The organism is Promicromonospora vindobonensis (genome assembly GCF_042685865.1).
In the GTDB taxonomy this organism is placed as follows: Bacteria; Actinomycetota; Actinomycetes; order Actinomycetales; family Cellulomonadaceae; genus Promicromonospora; species Promicromonospora vindobonensis.
Window position 1 is genome coordinate 2,042,692 of the sequence record NZ_JBHUOG010000002.1, and the last position, 24,403, is coordinate 2,067,094.

Genomic DNA, 24,403 nt, shown 5'->3' on the forward strand with positions numbered 1-24,403 from the left:
GCGGCTCGTCCTCAGCCCAGCACGCGGATGCTGGTGGGCACGATGGACCCGGTGCTGAGGAACTCCGCGCCGTTGCCGTAGATCTTGACGAGGCTGTTGGCGAACGGCGTGACGTTCGTGGCCTCGACCAGCGCGGTCTCCGCCGCCAGCCAGGTGTCGCAGCCCTCGGCTCCCTGCATGGTCGTCGCCTCGCCGACGGCGGCCGCGTAGTCCGGGTTGTCGATGGCCGCGAAGTTGGTGCCGCCGTCGGCGACCGCCGGACCGGACAGGAAGCCGACGAGCTGGTCAGGGCTGCTGACGTTGATGGGTTCCCAGGCCACGTCCCACGCGCCGGTGCCGAACAGGATCTCGGACAGCTCGGTGGTGTTCTTGCCGGTCACCTGGACGTCGACGCCCAGGTCGGTCCACGCCGCCGTGGCCAGCTCAGCGGCCGACGCTCCGCCGGTGCCCAGCGCGGTGTCGTGCAGGAACGCGATGGTCAGGGGCGTGCCGTCCTTGGCGCGCACGCCGTCGTCGTCAAGGGTCCAGCCGGCGTCGTCGAGGGCGGCAGCCGCCGCCTCCGGGTCGTGCTCCGGCAGGGCACCCGTGATCGAGTCGCCGGTGCACGCGGCCGGGCTGACGGTGGCGAGGGTGGTCGGGGCGGTCCCCTTGCCCGAGGTGAGCACCTGCTGCAGCTCGGCCAGGTCGAGCGCCTGGGCCAGGGCGGCGCGGACCGCGGGGTCCGCCGTGACGTGGCCCTCTGCGTGGTTGTACCACTGCTCGCCGAGCACGCCCGCGGACTCGGCGGAGTAGAGCCCGGCCGCCTCGAGCCGCTCGGTGTCGGGGCCGATCACCTGCACGGCGTTGACCTCGCCGGAGAGCAGCAGGTTGGCCGACGTCGTCTCGTTGGCGACGATCCTGACGTTCACCGAGGCAGGCGTGCCCGCCTCGTTCGTGGTGGCGCCGTCCGGGCCCCACGTGTACCCCTCGCGGACCGTGTACGTGTAGTGGTCGTCCGGTGCGGCCTCCTCCAGCACGAACGGGCCGGTTCCGGCCGTGCCGGCCGCGAGCGTCGTCCGGTCCGCCAGGCCGGAGTCGCAGACCATGGCCAGGCTCGACAGCCCCTCCAGCAGGAACGGCGCGGGGGCCGCGAGCTCGAGGGTGAGCGTGTCGCCGTCGGCCGACGCCTTGACGCCCGCCGGGAGGAACGCGCCGAGGTACGGGCTCTCGTTGGCCGGGTCCGCCACATACTCGATGTTCGCCGCAGCGGTCCCGGCCGTGAACTCGGAACCGTCTGCGCAGGTGACGTCGTCCCGCACCGTGAAGCTCGCCGTCGTGCCGTCGACCGACCACTCGTCGGCCAGCGACGGCACGACCTCGGTGGACCCGGGGTCCACGGCGACGATCGTGTCGTACGCGAGCCGGCTCATCCCGATCACGGAGCTCACGGCGGACGCGTGCGGGTCCAGGCTGCCCGGGTCGGTCGCCAGGGCGAGCGTGAACGTCCCGTCGGTGGCGAAGCCTCCGTCGGACACGGCGTCGTCGCCCCCTCCGGAGCAGGCGGCGAGCACGGTCGAGGTCAGGGCGAGCGTGAGCAGCAGTGCCGCTGGACGCGCGGCCCGGCCGGACGGGGCGGTCAGGGGTTTCACGGGAGTCCCTCTCGTCGGATCAGATCTGCGCCCGCGCGACCGCGCGGCCGTAGTGGATGAACGCGGCCCTGCCGGTGCCGTCGTCGCCGAGGAAGGCGTAGACGGTGTGCACGCCGTTCGGGGCGTCGACAGCGATCAGCGCGTCGTCGGAGTAGCGCACCAGCTCCGTACGGACCGCCTCCTCCCCGATCTCGGCGAGGATGTCCTTGGGGGTGCGCTCGAGCCACACGCGGCCGTCGCCGTCCCGGCTGATCGCCAGGTCGTAGATGGTGTCGGAGTACGTGCCGACGCACCGGACATGGTCGACGGCGCCCGGCTCCGCGGGCAGCACCGGCCGCTCCGCGAGAGTGACGCCGGCGAGCTCGCTGGTGAGGTGTCGCACCACATCCCGGTAGAGCCCGAAGATGTCGCCACCGTTGGTCAGCAGGGCCACCGCGACCTTCGCGCCGGGCACCACCCGGAGGAACGCCGCCTGTCCGATCGTCCCGCCGTCGTGCGAGACGACCGTGCCGCCAGCCGTGCGGGAGATGGTCCAGCCCAGGCCCCACGCGTCGCCCATCGAGCCGAGGTCCGGCACCGTCACCTGCTGCTCCTGCATGGCGGCCACGCTCCGCTCGCTCAGCACGCGCGTGCCGTCCGGCGCCACGCCGCCGGCCAGGTGCATCCCTGCGAACGTGACCAGGTCCCGTGCACGCATCGCGAGCATCGAGCCCGCTGCCGCGTTGGACCGCGCCAGCGCCCAGACCGGCGCCGCCGTCCAGCCGCCGTCCGGGCCCTGGACGTGCCCCACCGCCGCCCGGTGCAGGATCGCCTCGTACGGGCTCGGCGCCACGTGCGTCAGCCCAAGGGGCTCGGCCAGGAGCTCGGTCAGCGCCCGGTCGTACGGCCTGCCGTGCAGCACCTCGACCAGCCGCCCCAGCGTCGCGAAGCCCACGTTGTTGTACGAGAACATCGCGCCGGGCGCGAAGAGCTGCGGCAGGTCGTGCAGCTCCGCCAGGTACTTCTCTATCGCGTCGTCGCCGCGGCCCGTGTCGGTGAACACGTCGCCCTCGAACCCCGCCGTGTGGCACAGCAGCTGACGCGTCGTGATCGCGGCGCTCGCCGCGTCGTCCCCCACCCGGAACTCCGGGAGGTACGTGCGCAGCGGGACGTCGAGGTCGAGCGTGCCGTCGTCCACCGCCCGCATCAGCAGGGACGTGGTCCAGAGCTTGGTGATCGAGCCGATCTGGAACACGGAGTCGGTGGTCGCCCCGACCCCGGTCGTGGTGCTGAGCACGCCCGCCGCTGCATCGACGACCTCGCCGTCGGACAGCACCGCGACGCTCGCGCCCGGCACCCGGTGCCGGGCCACCAGATCGGCAAAGTGTTCGTCAAGCCAGGTCGAGACCGAGTCGAGAGAAGTCATTGCGTCAGGCTATGGAACGCCCGGCACGTGGTGTTCGTCCGGCCGGACAAGGAGGCGAGGGAGCAGTTGTGCGGGCCGACGAACCGCGTGGTCACACAATCGGCGTCGCAGGAGTCGAGTCATTGTCCGCTGCATCACGCAGCGCCGAACCTGTGGAGGACACGTCATGACCTCAGCTCTCAAGAGCCTGCGCCGCGACTTCGGCGGCGACATCATCGAACCGGGCGACGCCGGGTACGAGGCGGTGAGCCGCACCAGGCTGGCCGGCGGCAGCCCCGCCTACGTCCTACGCCCGAGGACGGTCGGCGACGTGCAGGCGGCCGTCAGACATGCGGCCGGCTCGGGGCTCGCGCTCTCCGTGCGGGGCGGAGGCCACAGCTTCGCGGGCCTCGGCACCAACGACGGCGGCGTCGTGATCGACCTCGGCGAGCTCGCCGACGTCGAGGTCCTCGACGTCGACCGGCACCTCGTGCGGATCGGTGGCGGCGCGACGTGGGGCCAGGTGGCCTCGGCGCTGACGCCGCACGGCCTGGCGATCTCCTCCGGCGACACCAGGAGCGTCGGCGTCGGCGGGCTGACGCTGAGCGGCGGCATCGGCTGGAAGGTCCGGAAGTACGGCCTGGCCATGGACAACGTGGTCGCCGCCGAGCTGGTCACCGCAGACGGGTCGGTGGTGACCGCGAGCGCGCAGGAGAACCCGGAGCTGTTCTGGGCGATCCGCGGCGGCGGCGGCAACCTCGGGATCGTGACCGCGTTCGAGTTCGTGGCGCACCCGACGACCGAGGTCTACTTCGGCAAGATCACGTTCCCCGCGGCCGAGGCCGTCACCGTGCTGCAGGGCTGGGCCGACTACGTCCGCACGGCGCCGGAGGAGCTCACCTCCATCGCGAACCTGGCCAACCCGTTCGCGGGCGGCCACGAGGCGCCGGTCGAGATCCACGTCGCGTTCGACGGGGACGACCCGGAGCTCGCGGCCCGCGCGCTCGCCCCGATCCGCGGGCTCGGGACGGTCGTCGAGGACGACGTCGCGCTGCACGCCTACGCGGACGTGCTCGTGGACGGCGCCGCCGTGCCGCCAGGGATCCAGCTGCTCGCCCACGACGGTTTCGTGGACCGGGAGTCGGTGCCGGAGGTCCTGCAGATCCTTGCCGAGGTCGGGACGTCGCCGGGGTCGCCGTCGATCGCCGTCCGGAGCGTGGGCGGCGCGGTCTCGCGCGTCGCCGACGACGCCACGGCCTACGCGCACCGCCGGGCGGAGCTGTTGGTCGCCACCATCGCCGGCGGGCCGACGCCGGTCGTCGAGGCCGCGCGCCCTGGACTGGCCGCGATCTGGGACAAGCTGGCGCCGCACCTGAGCGGCGCGTACGCGAACTTCCTGCTGTCGACCAGCGACGACGACGTGGCCGCCGTCTACCCACCGGCGACGTACGCGCGGCTCGCGGCGGTCAAGGGGCAGTACGACCCGAACAACCTGTTCGCCCACAACCACAACGTGCGGCCGGAGTAGACCGGCCGGATCGACCGCCTCGGGTGCCCGCCGCCGCCCTGACCTGGGCGGCGACGGGCCGTTGTGACTTAGCCCATATCGAATGGCCGGTCAAGCGGAAGCCTGGCGAAGGGGACGGCCGTAACGCGATTGTGACTTTCCGGCCGTCGGGGGTTACTGTCGATCCCGCTCCGGGGAATTCCGCGAGCTCTCGAAGCGGACGCCGAGCCCTGTCACCGCCGCGAGATCTGCACCAGCCAGATGACAGGGACGGGGGAACCACCGTTTGCGGGCACCATCGGTGCCCTTGGGGTGAAGCCGCACAGCACGCAGTACCGCGGCCGGGTCATTCTCCGATCCGAATCCGACAGCTCACCTCGTAGGCGCCGGGAGAACTGAACGTGACCACACGCATGCCCGGGCGCCATCGTGCTGCCCGCAAAGCCATCACCCCGCTGACCCCGATCTCTCGCGCCGCAGCCCGCGGCCTTTCCGCGACCGCCCGCCGAGGTGCGGTCGTCGTCGCCGGATCGGGCCTGGTCGTCTCCCTGCTCGGCGTTCCTGCGAACGCCGCGCCGGCGGAGGAGCCCAGCACGAACACGGCAGAGCTCAAGGCCGTGCAGGACGCCGCGAAGGAAGCGGCCGCCGCCGAGGTGACAACCGCCGGGCTGACCACCGCACAGGTGGACACCGCTCCCGCCGTGAAGGTCGCCTCCGACAGCGAGTTCACGCTGGAGACCGGGACGATCGAGGTGACGCCAGCTCCGGAGCCGGAGCCGGAGCCCGAGCCCGAGCCGGAGCCCGTCGTCGAGGCAGAGCCCGTCGAGGCGGAGCCCGCCCCGGCCGAGGAGCCCGTGGAGGAAGCCGTCGAGGAGGCCGCCCCGGCCGCCGCCGCAGGCTCCGACGTGGTCGCCATCGCCAAGCAGTACCTCGGCGTGCCGTACGTCTGGGCCGGCAGCACCCCTGCCGGGTTCGACTGCTCCGGCTTCACCTCCTACGTGTACGCGCAGATCGGCATCGACCTGCCGCGCACGTCCTCGGAGCAGCGCTACGCCGGTACCGAGGTCTCGGCCGCCGAGGCGCAGCCGGGCGACCTCATCTGGAGCCCCGGCCACATCGCCATCTACGCGGGCGGCGACATGCAGATCGAGGCGCCGGTTCCCGGCCAGACCGTGCACGAGTCGCAGATCTGGCAGGACAGCCCGGTCTTCATCCGCGTCAGCTGAGCCTGAGCTTCACCCGCTCCACCACGAAGGGCCCGCACCGGCACGGTGCGGGCCCTTCGTGCTTTGTGCCACACTCTCGCCGCCAGGCCCGCGCCGGTGGCAGGATCGCCACCATGAGCGCCCCCGGTAGCGTCGAGACCAACGCCCTGAACACCATCGACGAGTCCGAGCGGCGCGGGTCACCACGCAGCCTCTTCTGGCCGTGGTTCGGGGCCAACGTATCGGTGCTGGGCCTGGGTTACGGCTCCTACCTGCTCGGGTTCGGCGTCTCGTTCTGGCAGGCGACGGCGATCGGCGCGGTCGGCATCGTGGTGTCGTTCCTGTTCTGCGGGTTCATCTCGCTGGCCGGCAAGCGTGGTTCGGCGCCCACCATGGTGCTGTCCCGTGCCGCGTTCGGCGTGCGCGGCAACAAGCTCCCCTCCCTGCTGTCGTGGATCCTCACCGTGGGCTGGGAGACCGTGCTGGTGGCGCTGGCCACCCTCGCGACCTCCACCGTGCTCGGGGCGCTCGGCTGGGGCGGCGGGACCGTCACCAAGGTCGTGGCGCTCGTGGTCGTGGCGACCATCGTGGTGGCCGCGGGCGTCTTCGGGTTCGACCTGGTGATGCGGCTGCAGGTGATCATCACGGTGCTCACGGCGGTGCTCACGGTCGTGTACATCGTCCTGGTGGCCGACCACGTCGACTGGGCGGCGGTCGCGGCCATCCCCGCGGGCGGCGCACCCCAGGTGATCGGCGGGCTCGTGTTCATGATGACCGGGTTCGGCCTGGGCTGGGTCAACATGGCCGCCGACTACTCGCGCTATCTGCCGCGCTCGGCGTCCGGCCCGCGGATCGTCGGCTGGACCACCCTCGGCGCGTCGCTGGCCCCCGTGGTGCTGCTGGTCTTCGGCCTGCTGCTCGCGGGCTCCGACCCGGTGCTGAACGAGGCCATCGGCGCCGACCCGATCGGCGCCCTCTCCACGCTCCTGCCCACCTGGTTCCTCATCCCGTTCGTCGTGGTGGCGCTCGCCGGCCTGATCGGCGGCGCGGCGCTCGACATCTACTCCTCCGGCCTGGCCCTGCTGTCCCTCGGGCTGCCCGCACCGCGCTGGGTGGCTGCCGCCATCGGCGGCGGCCTCATGATCGTCGGCGCGGTCTACGTGGTGTTCGTCGCGGACTCGTTCATCGGCCCCTTCCAGGGCTTCCTCATCACGCTGGGTGTGCCGGTCGCCGCCTGGTGCGGCGTGCTGCTCGCCGACATCCTGCTGCGCCGCCGCGACTACGCCGACGCCGACCTGTACGACCCCGCCGGCCGGTACGGCTCCGTGAACTGGCCCGCCGTGGTCCTGGTGCTGGCGGGCACCGGCATCGGCTGGGGCCTGGTGACCAACACGTACGCGCCCTGGCTGGCCTGGCAGGGCTACCTGCTCGGCCCCCTCGGCGGCGTGGAGGGCAACTGGGCCTGGGCGAACCTCGGCGTGCTGGTCGCCCTGGCCATCGGCTTCGTCGGCACGCTCCTGCTGAGCGCCGGCGCGGTGCGCCGCCAGGAGGAGCGATGACGGTGCCCGACGCCGCCGCCGTGCCGCCGGGGCCGGACGCCGCCCTGGTCGTGATCGACATGCAGGACGTCTTCGCCCGCCCGCCCAGCCCGTGGGCCTCCCCGGACTACCCGGCCGCACTCGCCGGGACCCGGCGCCTGCTCCCCGCCTTCGCCGGGCGCACGGTCCTCACGCGGTACGTCGCCCCCGCCGTACCCGACGGCGCCTGGCGCGCCTACTTCGACCGCTGGCCGTTCGCGCTCGTGCCCGAGGACGACCCGCTCTACGAGATCGCCGACCTCGCCGACGTCGCCGCCGCCGGGGCGCCCGTGGTCACCCGCACCACGTTCGGCAAGTGGGGACCCGAGCTCGACGCCGCCACCCGCGGCGCCGGCGAGCTCGTGCTCGCCGGCGTGGCCACGGACTGCTGCGTCATCTCGACCGCGTTGGCCGCCGCGGACGCGGGCCGCCGGGTCCTCGTGGTCGCGGACGCCTGCGCCGGCTCGACGCCGGAGGAGCACGAGCGCGCCCTGGGCGTCATGCGGCTGTACGCGCCGCTGATCGAGGTGACGACGGTCGCCGAGGTCCTCGCCGCCGGCTGACGGGGGCGCCGACGGACCGGCAGGGCGCACCGAGCTGTTGTGGTGGGTGCCAGGTGGGCTGAACTTCGTTCACCTGTGGCACTCGAATGCATGCTGAGGTGAACAGTTCAGCAAGCGTGAACTTGCCAGGCCCACGCCGAACAGAATTCAGCAGACCTGACACCCACCGCCTTGGTCCACCTCATCCTTCCGAACGACCCTCGTCCACCGGGTTCGTCGTGCGGGCCCGTCGGCCGGGGAGGAACCATGCGACTGCTGCCGGAACGTCGTCGGTCCGGCAGCAGCCGCATGGTGGTCACCAGTACTTGGGCAGCTCGAAGAAGTCGTCCCCGTCGAGCTCCTCCACGGACTCGTCGGCGAGGCCTTCCGCGATACCCGTGACCCCCGCCAGGACGACGGAGGTGAGCATCCCCTTCTGCTTCTGGCCCCAGTCGTCCGACTGCCCACGGACCTCGAAGAGCACCGACTTGGTGCCGTTCAGCGCGAACGCCGAACGGGCCTGGCCCGCATAGTCGCGGTCCCAGGTGTAGCCGTCCGCGACGAGCGGGTGGACGTACCGGACGACGCCGCCGAAGAACGGCGAGGTCTCGGCGTTCCCCTTGCCTGCGTGCTCCTGCATCGCGTTCGCCCCGGCCAGGGCCAGCCGGCGGGAGCCGTCCTGGTCCAGCAGCGGCCAGTCGGCATAGCGCGGGTTGCCGTCGACCTCGGAGCCGAGCGGCGGATAGTCGAGCGACACCGTGACGTACTGGCCGGTCTCGTTCTCCTGGTTGCACGAGCCCATGTGGTGCAGGTCGACGAAGCCGTCCACCTGGCCGAACTCGCCACGGAGGTCCTTGTACAGGTCACGCAGCGCGCGGGACTCGTTCGTCAGGTACATGCCCGGCTCGGTCTCGTCCGTGGGCAGCGTGGCCGGGCTGGGCTCCGCGTCGAGGTCGGCGCTGAAGTCCCTGTTGATGTCGAACCCGCCGGCCCGGTCGCTGTAGTAGTACGGCGACGCGGCGCCCTCGAGCGCCGGGTAGGTCTCCTGGACCTCGTCCCACGTGAACGTGTTCTGGCGCTGGTTGAGCTCGCCCCCGTCCGGGTTGAACGTGGGGACGGCGACCAGCGTGACCCCCTCGCGGATCGCCTGCGCCTCGGCGGACCCGCTGCTGCCGAGGGTCTTCAGCAGGCCGAGGAGAGCCTCGGTGCCGACCTTCTCGTTGCCGTGGATCTCGCTCGTGACCAGCAGGACGCGGTCGCCGGTGCCGACACGCGCCGCATAGAGGTCGCGGCCGGAACGGCTCTGGCCGAACACGTCGACGTCCACCCGGCCGTGGCTCGTGGACTCGATCTGGTCGAGGCGCTGGCCGAGCTCCGCGTAGCTGGTCCACCCGGAGGTTGCCGGGTTGCTGAGGTTGCCACACTCCGCGTTGCCGTTCTGAGCCTGGGCGGGAGCCGACAGGGCGGTGAGCCCCAGCCCCGCGACGAGAGCGGTCGCTGCGAACGATGAGATGACTGTCCGACGTGTTGACATGGATCCCCCGGTTTTCGATGGTGCGGCAGATCGTTCACGGCACCGCCAGGGCGCCGGTCCTACAATTCGGTCACTTTCGGGCGAGACATCATTACGGTAGGTAAATACCTCACATGTGACAAGCAGGGCAAACTGTTTTCACCCGTCAACAGTTGGCTGCTGCTCGGCCTCGACCGTCTCCACCACGACCCCCGCGTCCCGGTACCGCCGCAGCACCTCCTCGTCCTGCCCGTCGGTGACGAGGGTCCAGCCGGCCGGCAAGGGCGCCCACGCCGGCACAGCGCCGCGGTCGAGCTTGGTGGAGTCCGCCAGCACCACGGTGCGGCGGGCACGCCGGGCGGCGACCTCCTTGACCTGCGCCTCCAGCGCGGTGGCCTCCCCCACGCCGTCCAGGGGGTCGACGGCGTCCACCCCGAGGAAGGCGACGTCGACCATGAACCGTTCGAGGGCCACCGTGGTCAGCGGCCCCACGAGGCCGTGGCTCTTGGTCGTCACGCTGCCGCCGATCACCACGACGTCGAGGCCGGGCGAACCGGCGAGCAGCAGGGCGACCTCGAGCCCGCGGGTCAGGACCGTCAGCCCGGACCTGCCGCGGAGGTGCTCGGCGAGCTGACCCGTCGTCGAGCCGGCGTCCACGAAGACGGTCCCGTCGTCGGGCACGAGCTCTGCGGCGCGCCGGCCGATCGCCACCTTGGCAGGCATCTGCACCCGCATCCGCTCGGCCAGGGCGCGCTCGTGGAAGCTCGACTCCGGGCTGGCCCCGCCGTACGTCCTGGTGACGAGCCCCTCGGCGCCCAGCCGGGCGAGGTCGCGGCGCACCGTCGACTCGGAGATCGCGAGCGCCTCCGCCAGGTCCTCCACCCGGGTGGTGCCGCTGCGGATGAGCGCCAGCAGCTCGTCGTGGCGGGCACGGGTGCTCTGCCGCATCGACTCCGACCCCGCGGGTACGCTCACGCGTCCGGCCGGTACGCGGCGCGGATGCCGTCGACGAACGGCGCGTACTCCACCGCCGCGAGGTAGGCGGAGCGCATGGTCCCCGCGTCGGCGACGCCCTTGCCCGCGATGTCGAAGGCTGTGCCGTGGTCCACCGACGTGCGCAGGATCGGCAGGCCGACCGTGACGGAGATGGTCCCGTCGAAGTCGAACGTCTTGGCCGCGATGTGTCCCTGGTCGTGGTACTGCGACAGGACGCCGTCGTACCGGCCGGTGAGCCCGTGGTGGAACACGGAGTCGGCGGGTATGGGGCCCGCCACGTCCAGCCCCAGCCCTCGCGCGTCCTCGACGGCGGGCGCGAGGTGGACGATCTCCTCGTCGCCGAACGCCCCGTTCTCCCCGCCGTGCGGGTTGATCGCGGCGACGGCGAGCCGGGGCGACGGGACGCCGAAGATCTCCAGCGCCTGCGCGGCCCGCTGGATCGAGCCGAGCTGGGTCTCGCGCGTGATCTTGTCGAGCGCCTTGCGCAGCGACAGGTGCCGGGTGGCGAAGAAGATCCGCAGATGGTGCCCGGGCTGGTGCGTGTTGCGCACCACGAACATGGTGTCCTGCTCGGTCACGCCGGTCAGCGCGCCGAGCATCTCGGTGTGCCCGAGGTGCTCGCTGCCCGCCGCCCAGATGGCCTCCTTGTTGATGGGCCCGGTGACCACGCCTGCCACCGCGCCGTCCAGCGCGGCCTGGGTGGCGGTCTCGATGGCGACGACGGCGGCCCGGCCGGCTCGTGCGTCCACCTCTCCCCAGGCGGGCAGGTCGGCGCCGAGCACCCCGACGTCGAACACGTCGACGACGCCTGCGCCCGCCGGCTCGGTGTCCCACGAGCTCACGGACCGCAGCTCGACGTCGAGCCCGAGCGCGGCCCGCGCCCGTTCGAGCGCGCCGAGGTCACCGACGGCGATGCCGTGGTGCCCTGGGTCGCCTGCGTGCTGCGCCAGGGTGGCGAGCGTGATCTCCGGGCCGATGCCGACGGGGTCACCGACGGTGAGGGCGAGGACGGGTCGTGTCATGGCGTTCTCTCCTAGCGTGTTCATCAGATCCTGCTCTGCGGGACGGCGGTCCGTACCCAGCGGGCTCGCTGGGCAGCGGCCCGAGCGAGGTGGTCGAGACATCGCACGGCGGCGTCGGGGCCGCCGACGAGCCCACCCTTGGTCGCGATCGGCAGGCCGTCCCACGGTCCGCCGACCACCTCACCGGCCACGGCCAGCGGCACCACCTCGTCCTCGACCGCGATCCCACGGCCGCCGAGGGCGGCGAGCACCGCCGCCGTGATGTCTCCGCCGGTCGTGTACAGCCCGTTGACGGCGCGCGACTCGAGCGCGCGCCGGGCGATCCGGCCGAGCGCGGTGGACAGCGCGGCCGACTCGGCGGGGCTGAGCCCGACGACGTCGTGGTCGGCGAGCGCCGTGGCGAGCAGCACGGTCGTCCCGGTGCCTGCTCCCTCCAGCGCGTCGACGAGGCGGCCGGCCGTGGCGTCGATGTCGGGCACCGGGCCGCCCGCCGGGCGCACGACGACGACGTTCCGCTCGGCGACCAGGCGTTGCAGCTGTGCTCGCGTGAGCTCGGTGGCCGAACCGGAGACGGCGAGCAGCGGCGCTCCGGCGGCCGGGCCGACGGGCAGCAGCGCTCCGGCGAGGGCGAGCGATCCCGGGCCGGGGTCGACGCCGACCCACAGGAGGTCCGGGTCGGCGGCGGCCACCGCGGCGGCGGCCCGTGCCACGCGGGCGAGGTGGTCCGTGGTGAGCGCGTCACCGATGACGACGTCGGCGCCCGCGGCGTCACGCACCGCCGCCTCGAGCCGTTCCTCGCTGCCGGTGACCACAGAGAGCGGCACCAGCGACGTCGTCAGGCCGGTCCCCCGCCGCAGGGCGTCGGCGACGGACGACGAGCGCACCGGCGAGCGGACGTCGCGCGCGAGCTCCGTCTCCTCCAGGCGCACGCCGTCGAGGAGCTGGTTGCCCTCGACGGTGTGCCTGCCGGCCGCCGGGTGCGCGGGCAGACAGAGGCCGACGACCCGCCGGCCGGACAGCTCGCGGGTGGCGGCGAGCACGGCCTCGGTGGCCGGCCCGACGTTGCCGCGCAAGGTCGTGTCGATCCGCGAGCTGACCAGGCTGACCGGCCAGCCGGCGCGCACCACCCGGGCGGCGACGTCGGCCGCCTCGCCCGGGGACGCGTGCCGGGTGTCCGTCGTCGCGACGAGCACGTCGAACCGGCTGTGGAACTCGGCGATGGCCTCCCAGTGCTCGGACCGGCTGACCGTCACGGCCCGTCGGCCGGCGCGGGCGAACCCCGCTGCGGCCGCGTTGGCCCCGGTCAGGTCGTCGGCGACGACGAGGATGTCCGCCATCCTCAGCCCACGACCAGGCTCAGGATGAACAGCAGCGGGATCGAGCCCAGCCACACGGCGGTGGTGATGCCCGACCAGCCCTTGAGGGCGTCGGTGCCCTCGAGGCCGGTGAACCGCGTGACCACCCAGAAGTAGGAGTCGTTGAAGTAGCTGAACACCATGGATCCCGCGGTGCAGGCCATGGCGGCGAGCAGCGGGTCGATACCGAGCGGCTCCAGCAGGGGCGCCGTGACCGAGGCCGCCGTGATCATGGCGACCGTGCCGGAGCCCTGGGCGATCCGCACCAGCGAGGCGATGAGGAACGGCACGAGGAAGGCGGGCAGGCTCAGGGACGCGATGGCCTCGGCCAGGGCGTCACCGACGCCCGAGTCGCGCAGGACCAGGCCGAACCCGCCGCCCGCGCCGGTGATGAGCAGGATGAGCCCGGCCGACGCGGCCGCCTCCGAGAGCCACGTGTGGACCTTGTTGCGCGGCGTCCAGCGCGGCAGCAGCACGTAGACCGCGAGCAGGATCCCGATCACCAGGGCGATCACGGGGTTGCCGATGAACGCGAACGGGACGGTCCACGACGACACCTCGTAGTCGCCGCTCAGCGCGCCCTGCTGGTTGCGGTCGACGGCCGCCGTGACGGTGTTGGCGACGATGAGCAGCAGCGGGACCAGCAGCGGCAGCGAGCCGACGAACGCGCCGACCTTGTGGGCAGGCTGCCCGGCGGGGGGCTCGCCGAGGGCGGACGCCGTGCCGGCGTCGTCGTCCCCCGGCCGCTCGTCCCCGGGCTGCTGGTCGCCGGTCCCCTGGTCGCCCACCTGCTGGTCGATTCCCTCGGAGCTGCCGGAGCCGCCGGAGCTGCCAGAACTGCCGGAGCCGCCGGCGAGCGCCGCCGCCCGGCCGTAGACGGCCTCGCGCACGGCGGGCACGATCCTGTCCTCGAGCTGCGGGCCCACCCAGCGGGCGTACAGGATGACGACCGGCAGGAGGATCACCGTGAACACCAGGCCGGTGACGATGACGAGTCCGAGGTCGGCGCCGAGCAGGCCGGAGACGGCGAGCGGCCCCGGCGTCGGCGGGACCATGTGGTGGGTGAGCGTCATGCCGCAGCCGAGCGCGAGCGCCAGGGCGACGTAGCCGCCACGCTTGACCCGCGCGATCGACCGGGCGAGCGGGTTCATGATGACGTAGCCGGAGTCGCAGAACACGGGGATCGACACGAGCGCGCCGACGCTGCCCATCGCCCACTCCTCGCGGCCCTTGCCGAAGGCCCGGAGGAACGCGCGGGCGAGGCTGTCGGCGGCCCCGGAGACCTCGAGAATCTTGCCGATCCCGACGCCGAGGCCGATGACGAGGCCGATCGAGGCGAGGGTGTTGCCGAATCCGGTGGTGATCGAGTTGATCGTGTCGAGCAGCGGCTGCCCGGCGACGGCCCCCGTGACGACGGAGGCGAGGATGAGTGCGACGAACGCGTCCAGGCGGGTACGCAGCACCACCACGATGATCGTGGCGATGCCGAGCAGGAGCGCGAGCAAGAGTTGGAGATCCACGACAGTCCTTCCTTGGACCGAGGTCGGCGTCGTCGTTGACGCCGACAGGTGATCGAACAACGCAAGTATGCTCCGGCTCGCTGCGCGAATCAAGCAGTCAAGTTGCACAGACAACGCAGAACTGAGGCAGGCGGCATGATGTCCACGTCGCGTCCACGGGGACGGCGAACCCGAGCGCCAAGGAGCTTGACCATGACCATCACCAGGATCCGCGCCCAGTGGGAGCGGCACGACGAGCGCTTCTCGGCGGTCAACGGGGACGAGCACGTCAAGGTGCTCTTCGACGAGGGCAGCTGGCTCGAGGGACCCGCCTACTCGCCCGCCTGGCGCACCCTGCTGTTCAGCGACATCCCCGACGACAGGGTGCTGGCACTCGACGAGGCGACCGGCCAGGTCGGCGTCTGGCGCAGCCCGGGCGGATACGCCAACGGCCGCACCGTCGACCGGGCCGGACGCATGGTCCAGTGCGAACAGGGCACCCGCGCGGTCACGCGCACCGAGCCGGACGGTTCCGTGACCGTGCTGGCCGACCGGTGGCAGGGCAAGCGGTTCAACAGCCCCAACGACGTTGTCGAGCGCAGCGACGGGACGGTCTGGTTCACCGATCCGCCCTACGGGATCCTCAACGACTACGAGGGGCACCGTGCCACGCCGGAGATCGACGGCTGCCACGTCTACCGCCGCGACCTGGACGGCTCGGTCACCCGGGTCGCCGATGACTTCGAGCGCCCCAACGGCCTCGCCTTCTCCGCCGACGAGCAGACGCTCTACATCGTCGACACCCGCCACCAGCACCTGCGCCGCTTCGACGTCGGACCTGACCTGTCGCTGTCCGGCGGCGAGGTGCTCGGGACGTCCGACGCCGGCGGCTACGACGGCGTCCGGGTCGACGACGGCGGCAGGCTCTGGGTGGCCGCCCACGACGGTCTGCACTGCTTCGACCCGGACGGCACGCTGCTCGGCAAGCTGCTGCTGCCGGAGGTGTGCTCCAACCTCACCTTCGGCGGCCTCAAGCGGAACGTCCTGTACGTGACGGCGACGAACCTGCTGCTGTCGCTCCGCGTGACCGTGACGGGCGTCCGGTAGGTCGCGTCATTGGTCCTCTTCGAGAATGCGATCTGGCTTGGATAAGTGGTCTGGGCCATGCCAGATCGCATTCTCGAAGCGGACTTGCTACTCACCCACCGGCGTCGGCGTCCCGCCGGTGATCCGGACCAGTCGCGGAAGGGCTCAGCCCCAGAACACGATCTCCGGGTACGCGGCTGACGGACCGTCCAGGAGCGGGGTGTCCTTCCCCTTCAGGTGACGGTCGAGGAACGCGCCCACGTAGGCCGTGGTGACCTCGACGCCGCGGGCGCCGCCGACCGTGCCGCTGACCGGCAGGCCCAGCTGTTCGAGGAACAGCATCTGGTCGGTGAACGACCCGTGGTTCGCGTAGCGCAGCTGCAGCCACAGCTTCGGGCCGTCGAGCCGGGCGAGGTTGTCGGCCCAGTTCGGCGCGTCGCCCTCGTCCCCGCCGAGGTGGTGGTTGCCCTTGCCCAGCATGAGGAACGCGTCGTCCTCCCCCGACTCGGGGAAGTCCACCTGGAACGTGCCGTCCAGGTTGACCCCTGCGTCCACCCGGGGGTCGTCGACCAGCAGGGCCGCGGCGGTCGAGCCACCGAGCGAGTGGCCGGCGACGCCGATGTGGCGCGCGTCGATCGTCGGCCCGTGCCGCCAGGTCCGGCCGTGCGTCAGCTCGTCCAGCACGAAGCTGATGTCCAGGGCGCGCCCCCGGGTGACCTGCGCGCCGAGCTCTCTGCTCGACGGCAGCTCGCAGAGCAGGCAGCCGGCGACCCTGCCGTCGGGGAACTCCACCCCCTGGGCCTCGTACGTGTGGTCGACTCCGGCCACCACGTAGCCACGGGACGCGAGCTCCTCCGCCAGCGCCGTCAGCGACTCACGGCTGAGGCCCGCACCGGGTGACAGCACCACGAGCGGCCGCTTCCCTGGCAGCGCACGGGCCCGGTCGTAGGAGTGCGTCCGGACGGTCGTCAGGAGGTCTGGCGCCACGGGGAATCCCGAGGCCTCGATGATCGCCGCGGAGACCGGCTCCGTCGTGTACGGCGCGGGCTCGCCCTGCGGCACCGCCGGATACCAGAGGGACACCATGAGCTCGCGGTGCTCCTCGGGCCGCCACGGGTCCGCGCGCTCCTCGTCGACGAGGTGGACCGGCGCCATGCCGACGGGGAACGGTCCGGTGGGCTCGGGCAGGGCGAGCTGCTGAGCGTCGTCGGCCGACGGAACGCCGGCCGACGCCGGGCGGGCGGGAACCGTGCCGGCCGCTGCGCTGGGCGCTGCGACCGCTGCGCCGGCCACGAGGACAGCGGCGAGGAGGGCTGACGGAACCAGGCGTTGGGGCTTCTTCATGCCTGGGTTATTTCACGGCCTGACCAGCGAAGAAAGGGTTCTCGGGCGGTTCAAGGGGAAGACCAGGGAACCCCCTGAACGGAGTCGTCGGAGGAATCGGGGTTGTCGCTGATTTATCGGGCCGCCCACACCGACCGGCCCGATAAAGATGTGCGGCGCCGTCCGGGGATCGGAAAGACTCGCACGGTGAACCAGGTCCAGGAGATCGCGCGACTCGTCGACGACGCCCTGGGGGCCGAGGCCATCGGCACCTACCTCCACGGGTCGTCGCTGACCGGCGGCCTGAAGCCCGCAAGCGACGTGGACGTGCTCGTCTGCTCCCGGCGGACCCTGACCGTCCAGGAGCGGCACGCGCTCGTCCGTGCGCTCCTCGCCATCTCCGGCTCCCGGAACGCCGCGCGCCCGGTCGAGCTCGCGGTGGTGGTCCAGGACGACGTCCGGCCGTGGCGCTACCCGCCGACCTGCGACTTCATGTACGGCGAGTGGCTACGCCCCGACCACGAGGCCGGCCACGTCCCCCGGCGGGAGCCGATGCCCGACCTCGCGGTGCTGATCACGCAGGTTCTGGCCGGCGACCGTCCGCTGGCCGGGCCCGCTCCTGCGCAGGTCCTCGACCCCGTACCCCACGCCGACGTCGTGCGAGCGAGCCTCGCGGGACTACCCGGCCTGCTCGACGAGCTGACGGACGACGCGCGCAACGTCGTGCTGACCCTCGCCCGCGTCTGGGCGACCCTCGCGACCGGCCGCATCCTGTCGAAGGATGCCGCCGCAGAATGGGCCCTCCCGCACCTGCCACCCGAGCATCGCGCGGTCCTCGAGCACGCGCGCGGGCTCTACCTCGGCGCCACCTATGCCGAGGAGGCCTGGAGCAGCGCTCTGCTGGCCCGGGTACGCCCGTACGCGGACCGGGTGAGCGGCGAGATCGAGCGGCTCGCGCGGGCTCGGCAGTGACCGCAGGACGTCGGTCGGTCAGGTGCGCCGGGCGCTCGGCACCGCTCTCACCAGCCCCTGGTCCGGGCTGACCCGCAGGGTTTCCGCCAGGGTCGGGCCCTGGCCGACCCTGCCGTCGACGATGTCCTGGACGTGCGAACGGAAGTGGGGGCACGCGGTGATGTCGTGGGCGCGGCAGCCGAGGGCATGGCGCGTCATCTCGCGGGACAGCTCCATCTCGGCCATGCGCTGCTCCAGGTCGGCGATGTGCGCCTCGAGGATCACGTGCCGGTCGTAGGCGCCGCCGTCGAGCAGCACGCGGATCTGCTCCAGGCTCATGCCTGCCGCCTTGCTCCGCATGATCGTGGCGACGCGGAAGGCGTCGTCGGCGCCGTACCGGCGGCGGCCGGCGCCGTCCCGGGCGGGGCTGAGCAGGCCCATGGACTCCCAGTGACGCAGCACGTGGGTCTCCAGACCGAACCGGGCGGCCAGGTCGCCCACCGACCAGACCGGCTGGTCGCCGGAAACAGGGGTTGACTTCATGTGGACATGAAGTCACACGCTGGGCACTGGCCGCAAGCCGCCGTGGTGGCGTTCCAGTACGCGCTCAGTTCCCCGCGGACACGGCCGCGCAGGGCAGCTCGACGCGGTCCCGGGCCACGGTGGCTCCACGCCTGACCAACATCGTGCGAGCGGTCGACGTGCCGGACGCCGGTCACTGGCTCGTCGAGGAGAACCCCGAGTTCGTCACCGCCGAGCTGCTGCGATTCTTCGGCGAATGACGAGTATTCACCCGGCGGCCCGAATGGTGAACGGCTGATACCACGGGCTGTCGGCACCCTCCAATCTCCGCTTCGGGGAGGGCCGAACGCACTTTCCGTATGCTAGGGGCGTTGGGATCGGGTGGAACGCCGCAATGCCCGGGTTATTTCGGGCATATCTCGCGAAGGTTCCTCATGGCTTATTTAACCCGTATCCCCTGCCGACAGTTCGCTGTGAACTGCTGCGTTCCAGCACTTTCACGAGCGACCAGCGATGCGTAGACGGGAGGGCAGCGTGACCACGAGCGACCTGCGAGTCGACGACTGGGTCGTGCATCGTCCCAACGTCGTGCGTTCGGTCGCTGCCCGCGTGCCCGGCATCGACGCAGAGGAAGCGGCCAGCCGCGCCCTGGAGAAGATGGTCCGGCTCGTGTCCACCGGCACCACCATCGACGACCCCGCCCCCTACTGGCGGCGCGCAGCGGTCAACGAAGCCATCTCCATGACCCGCGAAGCAGGACGCACCCGCCCCGTCGAGGACGACACCCTCGACGGCCTGGCACCCCCTGTCGCCGGTGCAGAGCTCGACGCGGAACGTCAGGCCGACGTCAGCATGCTCCGCTCCGCCCTGTCCGACCTGGGCGACGACGACCGGCAGATCCTCCTGGAACGCCACGTCCACGACAAGGCCGTCACCGATATCGCGAGCGGCCTCGGCGTGCGCCCCCACGCCGTGACCATGCGGCTGCGCCGCGCCGAGGAACGCCTCGCCGGCGCGTTCGCCGCCGCGCACGCCCAGGGCGTCAACGAGCCCGAGTGCCGCACCACCCGCGCCGCGATGCACGACTACCTCAAGGGACGCCTGCTGCCCCGGCGGCAGCGGCGCCTGGAGGTCCACATGGACGGCTGCGCGGAGTGCACGCGTGCGTTCATCGACGTGCGCGAGGTCTCCTGGATGCTGCGTGACCTCGGTCAGCACCTCATCGCCGGCGGGCTGGTCACCGGGGCGGCCGGTGCCGGCGTCGTCGGCACCGCTGCCGTCGGCACCGGGACCACGGGTACTGGCACCGCTGGTGCCGGGGCCAAATCGCGGTCGTTCGGGAAGAAGGAGACCGCGGTCGCGGCCGGAGTCCTGGCCGCCCTCGCGATCGGCGGCGGGGCCATGGCCCTGATCGCCAACCAGAGCGAACCACCCGTCCAGGCCATCCAGGACACCGGAACCGTCGCCGAGCCGCCCGGTGCGCCGAACCCGCCGGAGCCGGCCCCGCAGGACAAGCCGCCGTCGATCCCGCCGGCCGACCCGCAGCCGCGCCCGGCGACGACTCCCAAGGAGGACGCCGCCCCGGCACCGGACCCCGTGCCGCCGCCCGAGCGCGAGGTGCCCGCTCCGGAGCCCGAGCCGGAGGACGCGCCCGTGGTGCCGGCGCCGGCACCGCGTCCGGACCCGGCGCCCGTCGCCGAGCGTCCGGCCCCGCAGGAGCCCGCTCCTGCCCCGGCCGCCCCAGCTCCTCGACCCGAGCCCGAGCCAGAACCAGAGCCGCCGCCCGCGACGACGCCGCCGCCGCCCGCAGCGGATTCCGGCGGCCCGCCCGGCAACCCGGACAACCCCAACGGCAAGGGGCCGACGAAGGACAACGGGCAGGGTCCTGGCAGCAACAACGGCCAGGGGCCTGGCAGCAACAACGGAAAGGGCGCCGGCAGCGACAACGGTCGCGGACCGGACCGCGGCAAGCAGTCCACGAGCTGGTTCTCCGTGCCCGGCCTGGCGAGCGTGCCGGGCGCCCTGCTGGGCAGCGTCGCACTGAAGCGGCGTCGGCGGCGACGGAGCGCCACGCCGTAGTCAGCCCGGGCTGGTCACGATCCTGCGTGCCCACGTGTCAAGGAGGTGTCTACTCAAGGAGCCGCCATGACCGCACGTACGACCACCACGACGCCACAGCGATCCTGGCGCCGCATCGCCCTCGGCGTGCTGCTCGCCTGGATGGTGCTCTCCTTCACCATGGGAGCACTGACCAAGTTCTACTGGGGCGAGACGTTCTTCGGCCCCTCGTACGCGGTGAAGTTCGACGGCTGGGGCTACCCGGACTGGTTCCGGTTCGTCGTGGCGACCGGCGAGCTGGTCGGCGCCGCGCTGCTGCTCGACCCGCGGTGGCGGTTCCTCGGCGCCGCCATGCTGTTCACGATCACCGCCGGCGGCAGCCTGACCCACCTGATCAACCAGGACCCGCTCGGCCACTCGATATCGGCACCGCTCCACATGGTGCTCGCCGCCCTCGTGGCCTACCTCGCCAACCCCGACCTCGTGAAGCAGCTCTTCTCGCCGCAGCGGACGTGAGGGCCATGCCCAGACCCTCGTCGACCTGCTGAACGACGGCTCGGACCAGCCCCACGCCGACCCGGAGGAGGCCGCCGCCCACCTGCGGCCGTACCTGGTGCGGGTCCCGGCACGGACGTATGGTCGAGACGAGCCGCGATCGACGACTCACCGCGCGACTACTACGTCAACGTGCACACGCCGACGTTCCCCGGGGGCGAGATCCGGGGGCAGCTCACGCACTGAGGCGTCGGCCGCCGCTCGCCGTGATCTCGAGGAACTCGGCCAGGAGGGGCGCTGCCGAGATGTCCTGCGCCGTCCGGCCCAGGACGAACGGCGCGCGGCGAGGGCCTGGGACCGTGTGACCGCCGCCGTGGACCGTCAGCAGACGGACCGGTGGGCGGCCTTCCTCGCGGAAGTCGGTCTGCTCGACCCACGTCCTCGCCCGGTGCTGCCCGCCCGTCGGGAGATCGGCGACGACCGGGTCGCCCAGGATCCCGTTACGACGCGCGAGGTACCGCGCCGTCTCGGGTGCCGACCTGCCCACCCCGTCCACCTTGAGGAAGCGGCGCACCCACGCAGGGAACCGGCCGCCCTCGTAGGGGACCACCGGGTCCCTCGTGCCGTGGATCAGCAGCACGGGCGTGGGCACCGGTTCCGGGTCGGACGCCGGCGCGAGGAAGCTCTCCGGCACCGGCATCGTCGCTGCGACGATCGCCACCCCCGCGAACAGCTCGGGCGCCTCGTGGAGCAGCCGGAGGACCATCTGGCCGCCGTTGGAGTAGCCCGCCGCGTACACGCGGCGCGGATCGATGTCGTGCGAGGCGACAAGGTCGGCGATGACGCGGCGGGTGAAGGAGACGTCGTCGACGTTCTCGACCCGCGCCGGGAACGCGCTCTCCTTCCGGGCGTCGTTCCAGTTCCGCTGGTACCCGTCGAGATAGGCGACCACGGCCGCGCCACTCTCGGCCAGCGCGTCGAACGAGCCGCCGGTGAAGCGACGGTGCGCGACCCCTGTCTGCTTGGAGCCGTGGAACACGAGCAGCAGGGCCCGACCGGGGGCGGCCGCGCCTTCCACCAGGCTGAGGGTGCGGCTGCGGCCGCCGACGTCGATGCTCATCGGCACGGTGGTGAGGGTCATGGTTGGCAGCGTAAACTTTGACATCATGTCAAGGTCAACCCCTCGCCAGGAGCCGCGATGATCATCGGTGAGCTCAGCGCCCGGAGCGGCGTCAGCCCTCGGTCGCTCCGCTACTACGAGGCGCAAGGGCTGGTCACGTCCACGCGCACGGCGAACGGGTACCGCCATTTCGACGAGGACGCCGTCGAGGTCGTCCGCACGGTCCGGACGATGTTCCAGCTGGGCTTCTCCCGCGAGATGGTGCTCGCGATCCTCCCGTGCGCGACCGGCCAGCACGACGAGGTCGACCGTGACGCGGTACGCGGGAGCGTGGCCGCGATGCGGGACGACATCGACGAGCGCATCCAGGAGCTCTCCACGACGCGCGAGGCGCTGACGCAGTTCCTCGATCAACGCTGAGCCGGTAGGGGCAGGAGGCCGGGACCGGCCTCGGCCTCAGGGTACGACGAAGCCCACCAGCACCGACGTGCACCGATGCTGGTGGGCGAGCTCCGTACCGGAACCGTTCAGCCGTCGTGGTCGGCCGCCGCGACCATCTTCTGCCGCTGTTCGCCGAGACGCTCGATGCCGAGCTCGACGACGTCGCCCGCACCCAGGTACGGGAACCGCCCCGACAGAGCGACCCCCTCCGGCGTACCGGTGTTGATCAGGTCGCCGGGCTCCAGCACCAGGTACTGCGAGAGGTGGTGCACGATCTGCGCGACGGAGAAGATCATGTCCGCGGTGCTCGAGTCCTGACGGTGCTCGCCGTTGACCCGTGACCAGAGACGCAGTGCCTGCGGGTCGTCGATCTCGTCGGGGGTCACGAGCGTCGGGCCGAGCGGGTTGAACGTCTCGGCGTTCTTGCCCTTTGACCACTGACCGCCGCTGTGGCGGAGCTGCCAGTCGCGCTCGGAGACGTCGTTGCTGACCACATAGCCGGCCACGTGGCGGAGCGCCTCCTGCGGCGAGCCCAGGTACCGAGCACGCTCGCCGATGACCACGCCGAGCTCGACCTCCCAGTCCACGGCCTGCGCCCCGGGTGGCACCGCGACGTCGTCGAACGGGCCCACCACCGTGTTGGGGTGCTTGAAGAACAGGATGGGCTCGGCCGGGGGCTCGGCCCCCGACTCCGCCGCGTGCGCGGCATAGTTCTGGCCGATGCACAGCACTGCCTGCGGCCGCGCGATGGGCGCTCCGATGCGCAGGCCGGCGGCGCCCTCGAGCTCGGGGAGCGTCCCCTGGGCGAGCGCGGTCCGCGCCAGCCCTGGGCCTCCCCCGGCGAGGAAGTCCCCGTCGATGTCCGTCGTCACACCGCGCAGGTCGTAGAAGCGCTCGTGGTGCAGGAGCACCGGCACCTCGGCGCCGGCGGCGCCGCGTCGCTGGAATTGCATACCGTTCCTCGTCTCAGGGATCAGTGGGTGTACGGGCGGGTTCGCTCGACCTCTGGGTTCAGCTCGACGCCGAACCCCGGTGTCTCGGGCACGCGCAGGCGGCCGTTGACCGGCACCGGCTCGTTCAGCAGGAGCGGCGAGAACATGGGTACCACCTCTTCTGCGCTCTCGTGCATCATCAGGAACTCCGCGAACGGGCTGTTCGTGCGCGTGACGACGAAGTGGTAGGAGTACACAGAGGATCCGTGGGGCACCACCAGGGTGCCGTGCGCGTCGGCGAGCGCCGAGATCTTGATCAGCTCGGTGATGCCGCCGCACCATCCGACGTCGGGCTGGATGATGTCGACGCCGGTCTCGAGCAGCTGCCGAAAGCCCCAGCGGGTGGCCTCGTGCTCGCCCGTCGTCATCAGCATGCCGGGCGGGAGCTGCTTCTTGAGCTGTGCGTACCCCCAGTAGTCGTCGGGGATGAGCGCCTCCTCGATCCACTTCAGGCCGAGGTCGGCGGCGCGGTGTGCGAGGCGGGTGGCGTACTCGACGTCGAGCGACATCCAGCAGTCGTACATCAGCCAGAAGTTCGGGCCGACCTTCTCGCGCATGTCGGCGAGCAGCGCGATGTTGCGCTCCAGCCCGTCCTCGCCCTCGGCGGGTCCGTGGTGCAGCGGCATCTTGCCGCCGATGAAGCCGAGCTGCTGGGCGATGTCGGGGCGTGCGCCGGTCGCGTAGAACTGGAGCTCGTCGCGGACCGGCCCGCCGAGGAGGGCGTAGACGGGCTCCTGTCGCAGGCGGCCGAGCAGGTCGTACAGCGCGAGGTCGATCCCGCTGATCGTGTTGAGCACGATCCCGCGGCGGCCGTAGTACAGCGTCGACCGGTACATCTGGTCCCAGATGCGCTCGATGTCGGTGACCGGGCGTCCTTCGAGGAAGCGCGCGAGGTGGTTCTCGACGATCCACGCGCCGATCTCTCCGCCGGTGGTGACGGCGAAGCCCACGGTGCCGTCGTCGGCCTCGATCTCGATGACGAGCGTACCGAGCACGTTGATGCCGAAGCTCTGCCGCGACTGCCGGTACTCGGGGTACCCCGACATGGGTGTGGCGATGTGGTCGTCGATCCAGTGCTTGCCGCCCTGGTCGTGATAGTCGGCGCCCTTGCCGCGGACGACGAAGGCGCGGACCTCTCGGATGGTGTGCTGCATCGTGATAAGTCTCCTTGACGGATGCGGCCCCTC

At 71.9% G+C, this 24,403-nt stretch carries 23 protein-coding genes and 1 riboswitch; of the genes, 11 read left to right on the forward strand and 12 right to left on the reverse strand.

Annotation, left to right across the window (positions count from 1 at the left end):
* Positions 1-11: 11 nt before the first annotated feature.
* Positions 12-1,628 (reverse strand): ABC transporter substrate-binding protein, encoded by a 1,617-nt coding sequence (locus ACFS27_RS22385; protein WP_377187717.1) that lies wholly within the window; start codon positions 1,626-1,628, stop codon positions 12-14.
* Between the two features lie 19 nt (positions 1,629-1,647).
* Positions 1,648-3,033, reverse strand: coding sequence for a serine hydrolase domain-containing protein (locus tag ACFS27_RS22390; protein ID WP_377187720.1), 1,386 nt, complete (start codon positions 3,031-3,033; stop codon positions 1,648-1,650).
* A gap of 166 nt (positions 3,034-3,199) precedes the next feature.
* Here ACFS27_RS22390 and ACFS27_RS22395 point away from each other — a divergent pair, with 166 nt between their 5' ends.
* The 4 genes from ACFS27_RS22395 (at position 3,200) to ACFS27_RS22410 (ending at position 7,864) form a co-directional block, all read left to right on the forward strand.
* Positions 3,200-4,540, forward strand: coding sequence for an FAD-binding oxidoreductase (locus tag ACFS27_RS22395; RefSeq protein WP_377187723.1), 1,341 nt, complete (start codon positions 3,200-3,202; stop codon positions 4,538-4,540).
* Between the two features lie 224 nt (positions 4,541-4,764).
* Positions 4,765-4,919, forward strand: a riboswitch (cyclic di-AMP (ydaO/yuaA leader).
* A 1-nt stretch (position 4,920) separates the two neighbouring features.
* Entirely contained in the window at positions 4,921-5,745 is an 825-nt protein-coding gene (locus ACFS27_RS22400) for a C40 family peptidase (protein ID WP_377187726.1), read from the forward strand.
* 113 nt (positions 5,746-5,858) lie between these two features.
* Positions 5,859-7,283, forward strand: coding sequence for a purine-cytosine permease family protein (locus ACFS27_RS22405; RefSeq protein WP_377187729.1), 1,425 nt, complete (start codon positions 5,859-5,861; stop codon positions 7,281-7,283).
* On the forward strand, positions 7,280-7,864 hold the full coding sequence (locus ACFS27_RS22410) for a cysteine hydrolase family protein (RefSeq protein ID WP_377187732.1): 585 nt from the start codon (positions 7,280-7,282) through the stop codon (positions 7,862-7,864). Before ACFS27_RS22405 ends, ACFS27_RS22410 begins: the two co-directional genes overlap by 4 nt.
* 295 nt (positions 7,865-8,159) lie before the next feature.
* On the opposite strand, the gene ACFS27_RS22415 is transcribed toward ACFS27_RS22410, so the two are convergent.
* The 5 genes from ACFS27_RS22415 to ACFS27_RS22435 form a co-directional block, all read right to left on the reverse strand.
* Positions 8,160-9,377 carry a M14 family zinc carboxypeptidase gene (locus ACFS27_RS22415; protein WP_377187735.1) on the reverse strand — a complete coding sequence of 406 codons (1,218 nt, stop codon included), beginning with the start codon at positions 9,375-9,377 and terminating at the stop codon, positions 8,160-8,162.
* A 138-nt stretch (positions 9,378-9,515) separates the two neighbouring features.
* A complete protein-coding gene (locus ACFS27_RS22420) occupies positions 9,516-10,331 on the reverse strand; it encodes a DeoR/GlpR family DNA-binding transcription regulator (protein ID WP_377187737.1) in 816 nt (271 codons plus the stop codon).
* Complete coding sequence (gene pdxA / locus ACFS27_RS22425) at positions 10,328-11,374, reverse strand: 4-hydroxythreonine-4-phosphate dehydrogenase PdxA (protein WP_377187740.1); 1,047 nt, start codon at positions 11,372-11,374, stop codon at positions 10,328-10,330. The genes ACFS27_RS22420 and pdxA overlap by 4 nt, the downstream gene beginning before the upstream one ends.
* 23 nt (positions 11,375-11,397) lie before the next feature.
* Positions 11,398-12,711: a four-carbon acid sugar kinase family protein gene (locus tag ACFS27_RS22430; protein WP_377187743.1), complete on the reverse strand. Its 1,314-nt coding sequence runs from the start codon at positions 12,709-12,711 to the stop codon at positions 11,398-11,400.
* A 2-nt stretch (positions 12,712-12,713) separates the two neighbouring features.
* Positions 12,714-14,249 (reverse strand): GntP family permease, encoded by a 1,536-nt coding sequence (locus ACFS27_RS22435; RefSeq protein ID WP_377187746.1) that lies wholly within the window; start codon positions 14,247-14,249, stop codon positions 12,714-12,716.
* A 192-nt stretch (positions 14,250-14,441) separates the two neighbouring features.
* Here ACFS27_RS22435 and ACFS27_RS22440 point away from each other — a divergent pair, with 192 nt between their 5' ends.
* Complete coding sequence (locus ACFS27_RS22440; protein ID WP_377187748.1) at positions 14,442-15,335, forward strand: SMP-30/gluconolactonase/LRE family protein; 894 nt, start codon at positions 14,442-14,444, stop codon at positions 15,333-15,335.
* Positions 15,336-15,479: 144 nt separating this feature from the next.
* Here the strand turns inward: ACFS27_RS22440 and ACFS27_RS22445 are convergent, their stop codons facing one another.
* Positions 15,480-16,658 (reverse strand): alpha/beta hydrolase family protein, encoded by a 1,179-nt coding sequence (locus ACFS27_RS22445; protein WP_377187751.1) that lies wholly within the window; start codon positions 16,656-16,658, stop codon positions 15,480-15,482.
* A 186-nt stretch (positions 16,659-16,844) separates the two neighbouring features.
* Here ACFS27_RS22445 and ACFS27_RS22450 point away from each other — a divergent pair, with 186 nt between their 5' ends.
* A complete protein-coding gene (locus ACFS27_RS22450; RefSeq protein ID WP_377187753.1) occupies positions 16,845-17,609 on the forward strand; it encodes an aminoglycoside adenylyltransferase family protein in 765 nt (254 codons plus the stop codon).
* Between the two features lie 18 nt (positions 17,610-17,627).
* On the opposite strand, the gene ACFS27_RS22455 is transcribed toward ACFS27_RS22450, so the two are convergent.
* Complete coding sequence (locus ACFS27_RS22455) at positions 17,628-18,131, reverse strand: MerR family transcriptional regulator (protein ID WP_377187756.1); 504 nt, start codon at positions 18,129-18,131, stop codon at positions 17,628-17,630.
* Between the two features lie 119 nt (positions 18,132-18,250).
* Here ACFS27_RS22455 and ACFS27_RS22460 point away from each other — a divergent pair, with 119 nt between their 5' ends.
* The 4 genes from ACFS27_RS22460 (at position 18,251) to ACFS27_RS22475 (ending at position 20,909) form a co-directional block, all read left to right on the forward strand.
* Positions 18,251-18,370, forward strand: coding sequence for an alpha/beta fold hydrolase (locus ACFS27_RS22460; RefSeq protein WP_377187759.1), 120 nt, complete (start codon positions 18,251-18,253; stop codon positions 18,368-18,370).
* A gap of 274 nt (positions 18,371-18,644) precedes the next feature.
* Positions 18,645-20,189, forward strand: coding sequence for an RNA polymerase sigma factor (locus ACFS27_RS22465; RefSeq protein WP_377187762.1), 1,545 nt, complete (start codon positions 18,645-18,647; stop codon positions 20,187-20,189).
* Between the two features lie 66 nt (positions 20,190-20,255).
* On the forward strand, positions 20,256-20,684 hold the full coding sequence (locus tag ACFS27_RS22470) for a DoxX family protein (RefSeq protein ID WP_377187765.1): 429 nt from the start codon (positions 20,256-20,258) through the stop codon (positions 20,682-20,684).
* Between the two features lie 138 nt (positions 20,685-20,822).
* On the forward strand, positions 20,823-20,909 hold the full coding sequence (locus ACFS27_RS22475) for a CHRD domain-containing protein (RefSeq protein WP_377191134.1): 87 nt from the start codon (positions 20,823-20,825) through the stop codon (positions 20,907-20,909).
* Here ACFS27_RS22475 and ACFS27_RS22480 read toward each other — a convergent pair.
* Positions 20,899-21,804 (reverse strand): alpha/beta hydrolase family esterase, encoded by a 906-nt coding sequence (locus ACFS27_RS22480; protein ID WP_377187768.1) that lies wholly within the window; start codon positions 21,802-21,804, stop codon positions 20,899-20,901. The genes ACFS27_RS22475 and ACFS27_RS22480 overlap by 11 nt on opposite strands.
* A gap of 57 nt (positions 21,805-21,861) precedes the next feature.
* Here ACFS27_RS22480 and ACFS27_RS22485 point away from each other — a divergent pair, with 57 nt between their 5' ends.
* Complete coding sequence (locus ACFS27_RS22485) at positions 21,862-22,203, forward strand: MerR family transcriptional regulator (RefSeq protein WP_377187770.1); 342 nt, start codon at positions 21,862-21,864, stop codon at positions 22,201-22,203.
* Positions 22,204-22,310: 107 nt separating this feature from the next.
* Here ACFS27_RS22485 and ACFS27_RS22490 read toward each other — a convergent pair whose 3' ends face one another.
* Together ACFS27_RS22490 and rhmD are read right to left on the reverse strand one after the other, a co-directional pair.
* The gene (locus ACFS27_RS22490; protein ID WP_377187773.1) at positions 22,311-23,177 is read right to left on the reverse strand and encodes a fumarylacetoacetate hydrolase family protein; all 867 of its coding nucleotides are present in this window, start codon (positions 23,175-23,177) and stop codon (positions 22,311-22,313) included.
* A 20-nt stretch (positions 23,178-23,197) separates the two neighbouring features.
* The gene (gene rhmD / locus ACFS27_RS22495; RefSeq protein ID WP_377187776.1) at positions 23,198-24,370 is read right to left on the reverse strand and encodes an L-rhamnonate dehydratase; all 1,173 of its coding nucleotides are present in this window, start codon (positions 24,368-24,370) and stop codon (positions 23,198-23,200) included.
* Positions 24,371-24,403 lie beyond the last annotated feature (33 nt).